At 49.1% G+C, this 16,374-nt stretch carries 11 protein-coding genes; 5 read left to right on the top strand and 6 right to left on the bottom strand.

Features of this window, described 5'->3' with window-relative positions:
- Window position 1: 1 nt before the first annotated feature.
- A complete protein-coding gene (locus ACDJ58_RS24510; protein ID WP_413373430.1) occupies window positions 2–1,219 on the top strand; it encodes an ABC transporter permease in 1,218 nt (405 codons plus the stop codon).
- Window positions 1,220–1,378: 159 nt separating this feature from the next.
- On the opposite strand, the gene ACDJ58_RS24505 is transcribed toward ACDJ58_RS24510, so the two are convergent.
- The 3 genes from ACDJ58_RS24505 to ACDJ58_RS24495 all read right to left on the bottom strand — a co-directional run bounded on the left by ACDJ58_RS24505 (window position 1,379) and on the right by ACDJ58_RS24495 (window position 3,885).
- Window positions 1,379–1,510, bottom strand: a complete 132-nt coding sequence (locus ACDJ58_RS24505) for a YjcZ family sporulation protein (protein ID WP_236703600.1) — start codon at window positions 1,508–1,510, stop codon at window positions 1,379–1,381.
- A gap of 280 nt (window positions 1,511–1,790) precedes the next feature.
- Window positions 1,791–3,089 (bottom strand): aminotransferase class I/II-fold pyridoxal phosphate-dependent enzyme, encoded by a 1,299-nt coding sequence (locus tag ACDJ58_RS24500; RefSeq protein ID WP_413373429.1) that lies wholly within the window; start codon window positions 3,087–3,089, stop codon window positions 1,791–1,793.
- A gap of 178 nt (window positions 3,090–3,267) precedes the next feature.
- Complete coding sequence (locus ACDJ58_RS24495) at window positions 3,268–3,885, bottom strand: pyridoxamine 5'-phosphate oxidase family protein (RefSeq protein ID WP_413373428.1); 618 nt, start codon at window positions 3,883–3,885, stop codon at window positions 3,268–3,270.
- 133 nt (window positions 3,886–4,018) lie between these two features.
- On the opposite strand from ACDJ58_RS24495, the gene ACDJ58_RS24490 reads away from it, so the two are divergent.
- Both ACDJ58_RS24490 and ACDJ58_RS24485 read left to right on the top strand, forming a co-directional pair.
- On the top strand, window positions 4,019–5,479 hold the full coding sequence (locus tag ACDJ58_RS24490) for a PLP-dependent aminotransferase family protein (RefSeq protein WP_413373427.1): 1,461 nt from the start codon (window positions 4,019–4,021) through the stop codon (window positions 5,477–5,479).
- Window positions 5,480–5,603: 124 nt separating this feature from the next.
- A complete protein-coding gene (locus ACDJ58_RS24485; protein ID WP_053783204.1) occupies window positions 5,604–6,389 on the top strand; it encodes a helix-turn-helix domain-containing protein in 786 nt (261 codons plus the stop codon).
- 497 nt (window positions 6,390–6,886) lie between these two features.
- Here ACDJ58_RS24485 and asd read toward each other — a convergent pair whose 3' ends face one another.
- Together asd and ACDJ58_RS24475 are read right to left on the bottom strand one after the other, a co-directional pair.
- On the bottom strand, window positions 6,887–7,678 hold the full coding sequence (asd, locus tag ACDJ58_RS24480) for an archaetidylserine decarboxylase (protein WP_413373426.1): 792 nt from the start codon (window positions 7,676–7,678) through the stop codon (window positions 6,887–6,889).
- An 85-nt stretch (window positions 7,679–7,763) separates the two neighbouring features.
- On the bottom strand, window positions 7,764–8,894 hold the full coding sequence (locus tag ACDJ58_RS24475) for a YheC/YheD family protein (protein WP_413373425.1): 1,131 nt from the start codon (window positions 8,892–8,894) through the stop codon (window positions 7,764–7,766).
- A gap of 178 nt (window positions 8,895–9,072) precedes the next feature.
- Between ACDJ58_RS24475 and ACDJ58_RS24470 the strand changes: the two genes are divergently transcribed.
- Both ACDJ58_RS24470 and ACDJ58_RS24465 read left to right on the top strand, forming a co-directional pair.
- Window positions 9,073–9,222: a hypothetical protein gene (locus ACDJ58_RS24470; protein ID WP_413373423.1), complete on the top strand. Its 150-nt coding sequence runs from the start codon at window positions 9,073–9,075 to the stop codon at window positions 9,220–9,222.
- A 109-nt stretch (window positions 9,223–9,331) separates the two neighbouring features.
- On the top strand, window positions 9,332–14,587 hold the full coding sequence (locus ACDJ58_RS24465) for a WIAG-tail domain (protein ID WP_413373421.1): 5,256 nt from the start codon (window positions 9,332–9,334) through the stop codon (window positions 14,585–14,587).
- Window positions 14,588–14,770: 183 nt separating this feature from the next.
- On the opposite strand, the gene ACDJ58_RS24460 is transcribed toward ACDJ58_RS24465, so the two are convergent.
- The gene (locus ACDJ58_RS24460; protein WP_413373419.1) at window positions 14,771–16,336 is read right to left on the bottom strand and encodes a M4 family metallopeptidase; all 1,566 of its coding nucleotides are present in this window, start codon (window positions 16,334–16,336) and stop codon (window positions 14,771–14,773) included.
- Window positions 16,337–16,374: the final 38 nt, after the last annotated feature.

Genomic DNA, 16,374 nt, shown 5'->3' with positions numbered 1-16,374 from the left:
CATGGATCTCAAGCAGTTATGGAAGCAAAGACGCACGGGATTCTGGAATGGAATTCTTCCTTATCTGGGTTATGTCATTCAGAGCGGCGTAGCCATGGTGTTCTTATTTCTCGTCATTGCGTTCTCCGCCTGGTATACATCGTTTGTACAGCACATTCCGGCGGGATTTCCGATTCGATGGATTACGTTGCTGTTGTTGGCGCCACTGGTGCTGTTTAGCAGCTATCGTACATATCTGCATCCGGCAGACATCGTATTTTTACGTCCGCAGGAGTATCGGATGCACGAATATCTGAAAAACAGCTTCGCTCGTGGCATTATCTATAAAACCTTGGGTATGCTGCTCGTATTTGTAACGTTATGGCCGCTCTATGTTCGAGCAGATCAGGATGCAAGGCCATTTGGCTGGTTTATCCTGCTTCTTCTGTTGTGGAAAGGGTTATCAAGCTATGGGGCTTGGCAAGAACTACGCATGGTGCAAATCGGTGCCGCTAGAGGATATCGTTTGCTCCGATGGGCTTTGGCTATACTGGCGATTGCCGCCTGGTTGTGGCAGCCTCCACAGCGCAGTATCTGGTTCCTGCTGCTGCTGGCCATCGTTTATATCGTTGCTCTGCGTATCCCTCTGAAACATCGGGTTTCATGGGACCGTCTCATTCAGGTGGAGCAGGGCCAGGCTGGACGAGTGATGCGCACGCTGGGATGGTTCGTAGATGTGCCTTCATCAGGCCAAAAAGTAAGTTCTCGCCGCTGGCTCAGCAAATGGGGGAGTGGCCTCCCGTGGAACGCAGGGAAAGCCTATCGCTATCTGATCACCAAAACGTTCATCCGAACTGAAGTGTTCTCTATCGTTGTGCGCTTGGTTGTACTGGGCATGCTGCTGTCCTGGTGGACGGCAGGCAGTTATTTTGGGATTGGTGTATACCTGTTCTTCCTGCTGCTTGTGGGTGTGCAACTGGGTGCACTGCGTCGCAGTCATGGTGAATCGTTCTGGATTATGATTTATCCCATCTCGGGAGAAAGTCGTCGTTCCCAGGTGCTGGGGTTCATCTCGAATCTGCATGCACTGACTGCCTTGCTCATGTGGCTGCCGATGCTGGTTGCGGGATGGAATGGACTGAGCATGATCGGAGCAGCACTGGTCCTTGGTGTGCTGGTCATCTACTTGATGCGACGTTCTCAGGGCAACAAGTGGTTGAAGGAAGAAGAGGATGAATGAACGATCGAGCGTCTGACTAGTTAACGTTCAATGGCAACGCCGACTAGGGACGCTTGCGTAACATAACAAAAGAAGGGTATTCCGAGCTGTATCCCGGAATACCCTTCTTTGTGCTACAGTCAGCTTACCTTGTTCCGACTCCTGGTGAGGACGTATGAACTAACAGAGGAACGATTTTGTGATAATGACGAGCAAGATGAACAGAACGAGAATGGCACCTGTATTTGTAAATCCTCCTCCGTAACCGCCGCATCCATAACCGCCTCTTGTTTCTTCAACTACTCCAGACATGGTCATTCCCCTTTCAAGTGGTGTTGGGCACGCCCTTGCGTACATCGTATATTATGTGCTTTGGGGATAGGCTGATTGGGCCGTTGCCCGGTAGAGCCTGAAAATCATCGTTTTGGGCATTTGCCCGTCAAGATAGTAATACGTTTTCAGGGTGGAACACAAAACACCCCTTTGTATCGAGAGATATTCATCAGGATACAAAGGGGTTCATATTTGTCAGGAAACGGACGCTATTCCGCTCCCTGACTTATTTATTTGGATAAGCATTACTGCATATGAATTAAGTTGTCTGTAGATCCAAAACTCCACGATAGACCGTATCGAACAGATCTTCCAGTCCGGATTCTTCAATACAGGAGAAGGCAATCCGAAGATCAGCCTCACCCAGCGCAATGGTACCGACGCCGTATTTCTGTAGCAAATGGGTCCGGAGTTGCTCTGCGCCCACATCCTTCAGCTTCAGACACATAAAGTAACCGGAGTTGAACGGATAGTAATCCCATACCTCACCGTATTTATCGCTATCGAGGATGGCTTTTACTTTGTTGGCGCGGCCTTTCATGATTTCAAACTTTTCCAGCTTCTGTGCTTCGAACTCAGGTGCCTTCAGCGCATCCAGTACAAAAGTTTGGGAAGGATGCGGACCACTGGAGATGGTTGCCCGGATAATACCGAGTGTTTTTTGCTCCAGAGCATGGAGAACTGCAGCATCTTCATGGGCGTACGTGATGAATCCAACGCGGAAGCCCCATACGAATTCTTCCTTCGTGGCACCGTCAACTTTGACAGTCAACACACGTGGGTGGAGGTTCGCCAGTTTGCCAAACAGGGATTCGTGAATGGAATCTTCGAAGAAGAGACCAAAGTAGGCATCATCTGTCACAGCAACAACGTTCACACCAGCCTCAGCCGCTTGAAGAATCGTATCCACGATCGCATCTGCTTCTTCGGCTCCAGGCGTATAACCTGTCGGGTTGTTCGGGAAGTTCAACAGCACGATTGCTTTGCCTTTGTCCTTCTGCGCAAGCAACGCTTCGAGTAGGCCTGCACTGTTGAAGTTCAATTGATCATCGAACAGGGGATAATGAACTAACTCGCCGTGACGACGAATTCCGAAGGTCAGCTCGTAATTTTCCCAGTTTTTATCCGGATATATAACAGCGTCCCCTTCTTCGGCGAACAGGTCGGCTACGATACTCAGTCCATGAGTTAATGCGTTAGTCACAATGGGGTTACCAAACGTTTTACCTTCAAGGGAAGGTGTTTCCTTCAGCATCTTGTCTCTCCATACGGTCCGCAACTCAGGCTTTCCTGCAGGCGGAGCGTAAGGGTACAAATCCTTCGGTTGGTATGCGGACAGCTTATCCTGAATAACAGCTAAGTGCATCGGCACGCCACCCTCAAGAGCAATACCAATCGTAGCATTGTAGGTTTTGGCCAGACTTGCTGCTTCAGCAGACTGACTCAAGATACCTTCTTTTGGAAAATAGATTTCTTTGCCGAGCTGCGACAGCATGGAGTAGACGTGACTGCTGCCTGCCTGAATACTTTCGTTCAACTGTTCAGCCAGTGGATTCATTCTTTTCATCCTTCCAAGTCTTTGGGATTCAACTGCCTAACATTATAACACCTTGCCTTGCCCCCGTCACGGAAATTACGCATAATGACAGTTTTATCACTTCACCGCGTTGTTGCAGGTGTTTTTGAGTTAGGTTAATGTTACTTCTCCCGATTGATTATAGTATGGAAAATGGATGTTATTTCTGATGAAAAGGACAATATTTCTGCATCATTTCGGCAGTTTCCGCATCTCGTCCTTCGTTACGCTGTTCCAGTTCGCCGCTAATATGATCAAAGCGTTCAGCCGAGAGGTTCTGTCCAAATTTGAACTTGGCACTCATCCGTTCAGGAACAATGCGGACCACAGCAACGGCTTTGAGATTACCCTTGTAGCGGGGATCAGCTGCATCAATGGGGATATATCCGCCCTGCGGCTGGAGTTTCTCCATAAAGCGTTGCAGAACCTTGCCCTTGATGTCCAAATCCTGAATCGGCTCTGCCTGACCGAATGCCATTACACTTTTGAAAAAAGAGGTTGCCGGACAAGCTAACTCCGGATCACTGAAATAAGATGGAATCAGGGAAAACTCTTCTGCCACGGTAAAACTGACAGAGGAATCCTGCTTGATCTGCTTCATCTTCTCTCCGGCAAGACTGCCGTGGAAATAAAAACAACCATCCATATATACGAAGTTTAGCGGTGTCACCCGTGGCTGCCCGTCCGGACTGACCGTTCCCAGGAAACCAAAGGAGCATTGGTCCAGAAATGTTATCATTTCCTGCTCTTCATCTACATTGAATTCTTTTCTTCTCATCGTTGTTCCCCCTTGAAAGGCATGTGGATTAGATCGCTGTACTTTAGCCATAACAATAGAACCTACATTGACATATAAAAAGATCCAATTTACATTCACTTTAATAGACCAATTTTTTCAGAAAAAGAGGTGCATGATGGAATTGTGGCTGCCTATGGATTCATACGAGCTTCAACACCGCTACAAATACGAGGCATTGTACCATGCTTTGCGTGACGCCATTCATGCTGGGACGCTGGTTGGAGGCACAAGACTGCCTTCCACCCGAGAGCTGGCACGTCAATATGAAATGTCACGCGGCTCCGTAGCCCAGGTATATGACATGCTGCTCGCCGATGGTTATGTGCGGGCACATAGGGGAAGAGGGACTTTTGTTTCGGACACCATAACAGCACAGGAACATGCGGAACAGGAGGCAATCATTCAACTTTCTCCATGGGGAGAGCGGGTGAGTACGCTGAATATTCAGAATCAAAAGGAGAAATTGTCAGCCCTTGACCGGGAGCAAAGGGTCATCAACTTCCATGTACAGCGTATGCCAGCCGATCATTTCCCACAAGCGGAATGGAAAAGTGCGCTGGCCGCTGTTCATCGGAGCGGATCGCATGAACGAAGTGGTGCTGCCGGAGACCCTGAACTGCGTGAGGCCATCGCATCACATCTGAGGTGGACACGGGGCATCCAGGCTGAGGCATCACAGATTGTGCTGTTTAGTGGTTCCATGCAGGGCATCACTTTGCTGGTACAGCTGCTTATCCCTGAGGGGGCCGCTGTCGTATTGGAAAATCCGGGATATCAGGGAATTGCTCATGCCGTTAAGTCCTGTGGAGGAAAGATTATTCCAGCGGAAGTAGATACCGGGGGGATTATTCCGCAGTCCTGGGAAGCACAGACGTTATTTGTGACACCAACCCGCCAGTTTCCTACAGGAGCTGTTCTAGGTCTGGACAGACGGAGAGCCATACTTGAATGGGCCTCGGAGCGAAATGCCGTCATTATTGAAGATGATTATGATAGTGAATTTCGCTGGGGAGGTAGGCCGATTGAACCGCTCAAAGTACTCGATCGTGAACAACGGGTCATCTATGTCGGATCGTTCTCACAAACGATGGTTGCATCCTTCCGGCTTGGTTATGCGGTTCTGCCACCCAGTCTGGTGCAGCCACTGATCGCTGCAAAAGCACTATACGAACCCGTACCTCCTGCCCTTCTGGAGCAGCGCGCACTTGCGAAGTTTATGGCCCGAGGAGGGTATTTGCGCCATCTAAGAAGGTTAACCCGTCTCTACGGGGAACGGCATGCTTATTTTGTCAATGAGATGAAGCGGGAATTACCGGAACCCTTCATCATGCAGCCTGGGGATGCTGGATTGCATATTTATGCTGCATGGAAAGGGAATATCGACAGTTACGAGCGGTTCAAGGCACTGGCTCAGGAAGAAGGTGTCGTATTCCGCGATGCGGTGCGTTATCGGCTGACTCCTGGTCCTCCGGCTGTGTGTTTTGGCTTTGCACATCTGGAGAAGGAGGAGATTCAAGAGGGGATAAGGCGAATGAGGTTAGCATGGGAGAAGTGCACATTTTCGTTTCGGTGAATTCCGCTGTATAATGGAATAAGGCGTTTCGCTCCAGCAGGAGCAGAAATCATATATAGACACATATCGCATCATTATTGATGCAGTATGCAAAAGAGATTAACTTTCAAGGGGGAGTGGCGACATGCTGCAGGCATCGCCGTCATCTTTTGTTATTTTGCCCGCCGTCGCCAAAATTGTCTGCGAACCGGGATGGAAGTGGCAGAAGCGGGAAAAACCGATGCAAAACTATGACTTATTTTATGTATGGAGTGGTGAAGGGACCGTTGTGCTGAATGACCGGTCGTATGAAGTTGGCAAGGGTAGTTGTTTTCTGTTCAGGCCAGGCGATCATCCTACTGCAACACATAATAAGCAAAAACCGTTGGTACTTACGTATATTCATTTTGATGTAGATATACCCGTTAATGATGTTCCCCAGTCCTATCGTGAGGTACTGGAAACGGTGGAATTTGAGCACTTGCTGGCTCGGTATGTAAGACTGTTCCTATCCGATGTATATGGGCGGGATGAAGAGAGCCGGCTGATTCTGAAACAGTTGATGATTCATTTGCTACGTGCAGATACAGAAGCTCCTGTGGAGAAAAAGGTGAGCAACCAGTTGTCTGATGTCATCCAGGAGGTTGCTAACTATGTTCGTCAACATCCGGGGATAACACATCGCGTGGAAGACCTCGCTGCAAGGGCTGGATTATCGCCTCGATACTTCTCGATCAAGTTCAAGGAATTGATTGGTTCGTCCGTGCAATCCTATATCATCCGCATGCGCATTGAGCGGGCTGAGCATCTGTTGGTGCATACCGGCATGAATGTAACCGAAGTGGCAGATGCCCTTGGGTACCGCGATATCTTTTTCTTCAGTCGTCAGTTCAAGCAGTACACCGGCAAAAGTCCGTCGGAGATCCGTTAGGGCCTCTCTGTCCGGTAGAATATGGCAACGTTTCAATTCTGGGAAGCGGGGGTAAGTATGTAGCATTCCAGACGATCGAAAGGGGGAACTTGTGATGAACGGAAAACGTCGGGTCCGCAACCGGGGATGCTCTATCAGGGGCTTTAATATTTTCCGGAACCGTCTGCGCCGCTCCAAACCGGCAGAGGAAATGCAGGACGTATGGTTTTAAGGAATGGTCAGAAAACCAATATGACGAAGCTTAGCTTCGTATTGCATGTATAAATGGAATGGGAACGGTAATCATCCTGACTTCTACATAGCTCTGAAGCGGATAATCGGATTCTCTGATCGGCAAAAGGTACTCATAGCCTGGACACTTTACCCTAAAAAGGTGTTCCGGCTGTGAGTACCTTTTTATATTTTTTTATATAGGTCAAAGTTCTGTGTAATCTCTTTCTTGAGATCTGAAATTAAAAAAGATGACTCCTGTTATTCAGGAATCATCTGCGCATTGCTCAATGGATTGGTTTTAACCGACCGAGCAATTCTCCCATTTTGACGGAGTCGCCAGGCTGCAAGCCTGGGTCCGGTTCAAATGTGCCGCTCTGTGTTAACAGTACGACGGTGGAACCGAATTCAAAATATGCGAGATCATCGCCTTGTGCCCATGAACTTACATCCGTACCAGCGTACTGTATGCTGCTCACATTCATTGCGCCTACTTTCACGACAGCAACTTCTCCATAATCATGAGCAATATACGTAATGAGCCGTTCGTTCCGACTCAGCACCGATTTCATATGGGTCAGACCAAAATCATTTACGGGATAAACCTTGCCCTTAATATGCTCACTCTCAATGCGGCGACCGCTAACAGGCGCGTGAATGCGGTGGTAGTCGCGTGGGCTGAGATACAGGACAAAGGCATAACCGTGCTTGTACTTCTCCAGATGTGGTGAGTGGTTTAATAATTCAGCAAGTGTATAATTTTGTCCCTTAACATTCAGGAGCGTTCCAGCAGATACAGGACCGGCTGCCGTGATTTTGGCATCTACCGGACTGATCAGTGCATGTTCTGAAAGTTCAAGCGGGCGCATGCCCGGTTTAAGTTTACGGGTAAAGAAATCATTCAAAGAACGATATTCCTTCCAGTCTTTCTCAGCTTCCTGAACAGGGATGTCGTAGGTCCGGACAAAATAAGGGATAAATGCCTTGCTTCCCCGGCTCTTGGAGAAGGCTCCCACAGTCCGGGAGATCCATTTGCGAGAAGAAAGCTCGGTCATTAACCGCAACAGCGTTTTTGCCATGAATATCCCCCTTAGGGTTAGTGCGAACTTCAAGGCCGGCAGGACCGGCCGTTCTGCATAATATTGACACAGAATGCCCACGAAATCAATATAGGCCACGATCATACGTCTGGGGTTGCCGCGGTATGCGCGAATTCTGCTCCAGCAGGAGACGTCCGTAAGCCATGGGTTGCCGGTAGCTGGCTTTCCAATGCTCCTTCATCCCGGCCTTGCGGAAACCGTAGCGCTGATCCCTTCCGTTGCATTCGATAAAATAAATCTGGCCCTTCTCTGTTATGCCCAGATCAAGTCCAAGGTCCGCAAGATGTGGCAGGCTCGAAGCCAGAGTCCGTGCGATTCGGAGTCCGACAGACCGGATTCTGGCCTCCAGTTCAAGTACATGCCAGTCTGTTGTCTCCAAGTCAACGGCTTCAGCCAGCGTCAGGACTTTGCTGCCTTGGGCGATATTCGTGACAAACGTATGAGCAGGAGCCACCTTGGCGAATATGCCCGTGATCCCCCACAAACCGTCACTTCCACGTTGCACAGATACCCGCAGATCTACGGGTCTTCCTTGATAACGAACCAGAGGTATACGCTCTTCAATGAGATAGGCATGACGGAAAATACGGCGCAGGGTGGCTGATGGCAGTTGTCCCTTACTCAGTCGAAAGGTGGCCCATCCCTTACGTGAAGTCCTTGTCTCACATGTCAGTTTCCATTGACCATCCTTTTGGAAAATCCGCATGATGCCGTGACCGATGCTTCCGCTGCATGGCTTGATCACCAGATCATCGTAATGTTCCATCATATATGCCAAAGACTCAGGTGTAGCTTTGACCGCGCGGGGGAGATGTTGCCTGAGACCGGGGTCCTGATAAAGCATCTCGTGAATGTGGTCTTTGCGGTATCGATTACGTACATTGTATACCTGTATGCCCTGCAACAGCAGTTTGGTCACCTGATGCTGCTCCGTACGGCGAAGCTGGAGAGCCCGGTTATGAATAACGGAGGGCAATGGCATCCTTTGACGAACGTATATGCCCTCTTTTTTTACATAAGCAAAACAGGTTTTGTTGTCCGAATCCACATCCTCCAGCCGCAAAAAACAAGGGGTTAATCCATAACAGGCCGCTGCCTGTTCATAATTCGCGAGTGATTCCTGACCCGTCCTTCCAGCCGGTATCCCCCGGTACATGCGTGAATCGAACATAATGCCGATCGTTTCTTGTAGCATGACCGTTCCTCCTTCAATGTTATCGCGACCATGGATCATCCATTCATGGAATGCCGGCCTGTCACCGCATGATGGACATCACGATAACGTAGACCGGAATCATGATGCATCGATATGCACCGACATGTTCTTGTTAGCCTTCCGCTTCCGTTCAATCCAGATAGAGGCGGGTTTTACAGTGCGGATTGGAAGTCATTTTACGGATTTATACGAAATGCTTATGGAGTATCGTATGACATTGCTGGATCAAGGGCGTGGACAGCCGCCTTTCATCTATAGCCGGGCACAGCCTATTTCGCCATGGACAGGTACATCATTCGCATGTTGACTCCTACATTCATCCAATGTTATCAGCAAAAGTCGTGATTTGAAGTGGCAGATGCCTATATCGAAGCATATGATGCCGGAGACGAACGTCAGAGGAAGGAGCTAGCTGCATGAGTAAAAAAGGCAATAAGAAGGTTCCTACGCCGAAACTGCGGCATGTGAGTCCCAAATTTAAGGAACTGGAACTGACCAATCGACGGTCAGATACAATGAACTCAGGTTTCACTCTGAATAGGGAAGAACGCTTGAATACAAATAAACGAGTTTCGAGGGCCATTCAGGCATCAGAAGATTTCCTATCCGAATCAACGGAACTACCTGCTACAACGAACGAGCTGGAAGACCTAGAGATCGTAGACAAAATCATCAAGCCGGAACCCGTAGAGTCTGATAGCAAGGAAGTCGAGACGCAAGATAGCCCGGAAAAGCAGATTCAGGTCAGCAGCGTGGCTCCGCTTGCTCTGGAAGAAGAGCAGGGCATCAACAAACAGGAGACAGTAAGCAAGGACCGGCTGCAGATCCTGAACCAGAACCAGATGCCGGGTCATACCGGACACTATATCTACACGGATGACTTGAGTGAATTTGCTGTCACGGAGAGCAAACTGGCTCCGTTCTCTGTGGACGCTTCCAAGCTGAAACCGGATGCGGTCGGCAGTGAAGCATTGCAGGATTATGCGGTGACCAGCATTCACATTGCAGACGGGGCAATTGTTTCCGCGAAACTTGCGGAAGCGTCTGTATCCGAGGAGCACCTGATTGACGGCTCCGTGTCCGGTCACAAAATACGAAATGCTTCTATTGCTGGTGAGAAAATCAGAGATGGCAGCATTACTTCTCAGAAGCTTGGCAACCAGGTAATCGATTCAGCCAAAATTGCCGACGGTTCCATCGGCACAAGACATCTCAGCCGCATGCTGGTTACGGAAGAATTAATCAAGAATCATTCTGTAACTGGAGACAAGATCGCGATTAGCGGCGTGGATACAAGGCATCTCACGGGAGGAGCTGTGCATACCTCCAAACTGGCTGACGATGCGGTGACTACATCCAAAATTCGTGAAGGTGCTGTCACAGGCAGCAAAATCGAAGAACTATCCATCGAGTCTCACCATATTCAGGCAGGTGCTGTTAAACAGACACATCTGGCAGAAGGGGCTGTCGGTCGTTCACAACTATCTAATGGCAGTATTGGAAGTGACCAGATTGAGGATGGTTCCATACAAACAAGACATTTAGCTGAGGGTTCGCTAAGTGGAAGACATCTACTGGACGGTTCAATCGGTTCAAGCCAGATTCGCGCTCATGCAGTTGGCAAGGAGCAGATTGGCAATGGAGAAGTGGGCAGTGAGCATTTGACGGAAGGTGCAGTAACCAGCAGCAAACTGGCAGACCAGTCTGTTGGAACAGCAAAATTGCTGGAACAGTCAATTACGGCCTCCAAGATCTCTGATCAGAGCGTCATTTCTTCCAAAATTGCGGATGAAGCCGTACAGGGTAAACATCTTGCCAAAGGGTCTATTCGTGCGGAACACATTGCGAATCGTGGAATCACGCCGGTACATGTGGACAATTCCGCAATTCACTCCATTCACATTGCAAGTGGAAGCATCGAGGCAACCCATCTATCTACTGGAAGTGTGTCCGGAGATGCTCTCGCAGATGGCGTGGTGTCTGAGCGGCATCTTGCAGAGTCGGCCGTAGGTACGTATGAATTGCAGGAGGCTGCCGTTACAGACGTTAAGCTCGCGGATGGAAGTGTGACAACAGAAAAACTTGGAACGGCATCGGTTAGCAGCAGAGTGCTTGCCCCGGGAAGTGTCATATCCTCGCATCTTGCGAGCGGTGGAGTCACAGGTACACATCTGGCTCCAGGCAGCGTGGGATCCGAGGCCCTGAGACCTTATGCAGTGAAATCGGAGCACCTGACAGAACATGCCGTAGGTGTACCTCATCTTCAGCCGGGCAGTGTTGAAACGGACGCTATTGCACGGGCGGCGGTCACAGCAGACAAATTGGCTCCTGGTAGTGTAACTTCAGTCCAGCTGGCTGGTGGGTCCATTTTTCCGCCACATCTGGCAGATCATGCGGTTACCTCCCCCAAGCTCTCACCAGAGAGTGTTGCTACAGATAAACTGGCGGATTTTGCTGTCACGTCAGCTAAATTGGCAGACGGCAGCGTAACTTCTTCCAAGATTATGGCAGAAAGCATTAACGCCAAACATATTCCAGCAGGAACCATTCGCGGTTATCACCTGAAGCAGCATGCCGTTTCACTGGAACATTTGTCGGAGGAAATACGTTCACCAGAATTATTCGCCGATGGCAGTATTACTGGCAACAAACTGCGGCATGGGTCCGTAACTGCGGACCATTTGACAGCAGACTCAGTATCCGGGACAGAATTACAACAGGCTGCTGTAGGTAGCGAGCACTTGCAGCCATCCGTTGTGCAATCCGTCCATCTGGTTGAAGGAAGCGTGAAGTCTGAGCATTTGGGAGCTCAAGTAGTGAGCTCACAGCATCTGAAGGCAGATATCATTCATGAGGAGCATATTGCTGAACAGGTGGTCACATCCCATCACTTGGCACCTGGATCTGTCGAAACAGACCATCTGGCACCTTTATCAATTACAGCGGCTCATCTTCAGCCAGGTTTGATCAGTGGTTTGCATCTTCAGGCAGAGTCGACAAGTGCTGTTCACCTGCAGCAAGGAGCTGTACATTCTCGTCATATTCAAGATGGTGAGATTCTTCCTCATCATATCCATGAACGCAGCATCGGAACGTCTCATCTGGAAGAAGAAGCGGTAAGTACGATTATATTACAGGATGAGTCTGTAACACGCTCCAAACTGGCGAGTGGTAGTGTTGATGGCAGCAAATTAGCCGCAGGGACAGTATCGGCTACCCACATTGCAGACGAAAGTGTGCAAACCCGCCATATCCAAGAAGGAGCAATTCTTGCTGATCATATTCAAGAGTGCAGCATTGGCTCAATTCATCTGGATGAGGAGTCAGTAAGTGCGGTTCATTTGCAAAATGGATCTGTAACGAGTGACAAACTGGCGGACGGCAGTATAAACGGCAGTAAATTGCTCGAAGGTACGGTATCGGGGATCCATATCGCATCCGAAAGCGTGCAATCCGGGCATATTCAGGAAGGGTCCATCCATGCTGACCATATTCAGGAGCGAAGCATAGGCACAACCCATCTGGAAGAGGAAGCAGTAAGTGCGATTCACCTGCAAAATGGGTCCGTCATAAGTGCCAAACTCGCCGACGGCAGTGTAAACGGCAGCAAGTTGCTCGAAGATGCGGTGTCGGGGGTCCATATCGCGTCCGAAAGTGTGCAGTCCCGCCATATCCAGGAAGGAGCGATCCTTGCTGACCATATTCAAGAGCGGAGCATAGGCACATTTCATTTGGAAGAGGACGCAGTAAGTGCCATTCATCTGCAAAATGGATCTGTAACAAGTGCCAAGTTAGCCGACGGCAGTGTAAACGGCAGCAAGTTGCTTGAAGGAGTGGTATCGGATATCCACATTGCAGACGATAGTGTGCAATCCCGTCATATTCAGGAGGGAGCAATCCTTGCTGGTCATATTCAAGAGCGCAGCATAGGCACAGCCCATTTGGAAGAGGAGTCGGTAAGTGCAATCCATTTGCAAAATGGATCTGTTACGAGTGCCAAACTGGCGGACGGCAGTATAAACGGCAGCAAGTTACTCGAAGGTACGGTATCCGGGATTCATATCGCATCGGAAAGTGTGCAATCCGGGCATATTCAGGCAGGAGCCATTCATGCTGATCATATTCAGGAGCGCAGCATAGGCACATCCCATTTGGAAGAGGAAGCAGTAAGTGCGGTTCATCTGCAAAATGGGTCCGTAACGATTGCTAAACTGGCCGACGGTAGCATAAACGGCAGCAAATTGCTCGAAGATGCTGTATCGGGGATTCATATCGCATCGGAAAGTGTGCAAACTCGCCATATCCAGGCAGGAGCGATCCTTGCTGACCATATTCAGGAGCACAGCATAGGCACATCCCATCTGGAAGAGGAAGCAATAAGTGCAATTCATCTGCAAAATGGGTCTGTAACGAGTGCCAAACTGGTCGATGGCAGTGTGAGCAGCAGCAAATTGCTTGAAGATGCGGTGTCGGATGTCCATATTGCAAATGGAAGTGTGCAATCCCGTCATATCCAAGAGAGAGCGATTCATGCTGACCATATTCAAGAGCGCAGCATTGGGATCTCCCACCTCAAAGCGGAATCGGTAAGTGCGATTCACCTGCACAATGGTTCCATAACAAGTGCCAAACTGGCCGACAGCAGTGTAAACGGCAATAAATTGCTTGAAGGTGCGGTATCGGCTGTCCACATGGCAGACAAAAGTGTGCAATCTCGGCATATTCAAGATGGAACGATTCTTGCTGATCATATTCAAGAACGCAGTATTCGCACAACCCATCTGGAAGAGGAATCGGTAAGTGGGATCCATCTGCAAAATGGGTCCGTCACAAGTGCCAAATTGGCAGATGGTAGCGTGAACGGCAGCAAACTGAGTGAACAAAGTATTACCTCTAATCACTTGAATGCGGGCATTGTAGGTCCGGCGCATTTGAGCGAAGAGATATGGAATGCGATTCGTCAGTTCAGTGGAGAAACGCTGGGGCAGCTGGCAGCTATCAAAAGACAAGAGGCATTGCTTCAAGCAGAAAGTGAGGTTGTACAGCTATCACAGCAAGCAATCGTCGAGGCACTGCCGATTGCCGGTCTGGAGGAAACACAGATTCACCAGACATCGAATCAGGAGCTTGGGGAACAGCAAGAGCAGCTGGGGGAACAGCAAGAGCAGCTGGGTCAGACGGAGCAGTGGATAGAGTCATTGGCAGATTCATTGACGACAGATGATACAGCTCAGACTAATCCGTCTTATATCGAACAGCCACAAGAGACTGACAATATTGTAGAGTATAAGCTCGACCCTCAATCGGTTACGCAGGAACATTTGTGTGATGAAGCGGTGGGTAGCAATCAGCTGCAATCCGGAGCCGTTCAGGCCAAACATCTGGCATTCCAGCCTGTACGGAGTGTCAGCCGTCAGCCTGTCGTGCAGCAGTTCGGTATGGAGGCCTTTATATTGCCTGAGGATGAAGAATGTGTGGAAGTAACGGTGGCCTTTGAGGAGTCGTTTATATCGGAGCATTATGTGATTGTAGCCATGTGTAATGATCGGGGATTTCAGGTGTCGCTCCTCTCCCAGAGTGAAGATGAAGCCGTACTGGAAGTGTCACGTACTGCGGGCTCCACACACACCTATGGTTTGTTGTCATGGATTGCCGCCGGGCCTTCCGTGTAAGAGTGCGGGATCATGTGTTTTCATTCAAGATAACTGTAGACGAATGATTTCACATGTTTAAATAGACAAAAGCGGTTCCCGGATTTGTCCGGGACACCGCTTTTTTTCATATATAAGCTTGCTCCGCTCGGACGATGAGGGGTGTCTGAACGATTTAATATGAGTTCAACAACAAATGTGTTTTTACAGTCCTACAGCTTGATAAGCTTTGGTAATCGCAGTAACCTCAGCGGAAGTTGCACCGTACAGATCTTTGGCTGCTTGAATGGTGGCTGTTTTTGCCGCAGCAAATTTGGATGTTGGCGTCAGGTAGTTCACGAGTGTGCTATAGAAGATTTGAATGGCTTTATCGCGTCCAATTCCAGTTACAGTCACACCGTTATGCGTGCCGCCTTGAGCTGCAAGATAGTACGCTTTGTTGATGATACCGCTGTTGGTATGAACGCCGCCGTTGTCTGCTGTTCCAGTATAACGGTCACTGTATTTGTCAGGTTGTCCATACAATGTAGGGTTGGAAAGGGAGCGCAGTGCATCGCCTGAAATGTTAGGTGTGTAAATGTCATCACCGATCAACCAGTTTTTGCTTTGGATGGTGTTGCCGAAGATATCTGCGAAGGCTTCGTTCAATGCACCCGGCTCATTGCGGTACTCCAGATTGGCTGTGTTCTCAATGACACCGTGAGTCAATTCGTGACCAACTACGTCCAGATCACCGGACAGGGAAGTGAAGGTTGTACCGTCTCCATCACCAAAAACGATTTGTACACCGTTCCAGAAAGCGTTGTTGTAGTTGGAGCCGTAATGTACCGTGGATTTGATCAGCAAACCGTTGCCATCCAGACCGTTACGGTTGAATTTGTTTTTGTAGAAATCATACGTGGCAGCAGCATAGGCATGGGCATCTACTCCGGCACGATCGGTCCATACATTATCGGAATCTGTCAGGAGAGTACCTGGAATGGTGGAGCGATTGCTTGCGGTGTAGGTTTCAATCCCTTTGCCACGAGTGGTGTCTTTCAGTTGGAAGGTACTGCCGGATTGGGTGGTTGTAAGAGTTTTGGTATCACCAAGTACACCTGTACCTGTTCCTGTTGCGAAGTTGATGAGGTCATATTGTGAAACGATACTGCCGTCAATGGCATTCACGAAATATTTGGTACGCAATGGGGCTGGTTCAAGCACATTGACTTCGGTAATGTAAACAAGGTAGGTTTGGTTGTCCTCTTCATTGTGGTAAATGTTCAACTCGGCTTCAGGGGTTTTCTGTGGTTCGCCAAGCTCTCCAACGCGGGAAGTGGCTTCTTCCGATGCAATCTTGATCGCATCTTCTGCACTAATTTCAGCGACACCGTCATTAGGGATGGCTTGTTCTTCAACCGGTGGGAGATCTCCAAGTGCGGATGAAACCTGGCCTGTTTTGTCTAGGTGGATCGTTTGCTCGGCACCGTAGACTGGAATTCCCTTAATGTATTGTTTCAGGCGGAAGTGTCTTACACCAGAGGTGTCCGTAGTTCTTTTAATAATTTTGAGTTGGGATTTCACGTCGGAATTCAGGAATTGTTCCTGTTGTCCAAGGAAATTGAAGATCGTTTCGTCAGAGCCGCTGTTCAACTGGATACCCTCCTCAGAGGCATAAGGGGCCTGCAATGGAATGGACTGATCAGACAATGGAGCTGCAGCAGCAGACGATACGGAAGCGAGCAAAAGTGCTCCTCCAAGAATTGTTGGCATAACTTTAGCAAATTTCATAGTAAACTCTCCCATTCTCAATATGATTTTTTGGAAAA

The sequence above is a fragment of the Paenibacillus taichungensis genome (assembly GCF_047302525.1).
Lineage (GTDB): Bacteria > Bacillota > Bacilli > Paenibacillales > Paenibacillaceae > Paenibacillus > Paenibacillus taichungensis_B.
This window is presented reverse-complemented; position numbering and strand designations above follow the sequence as displayed.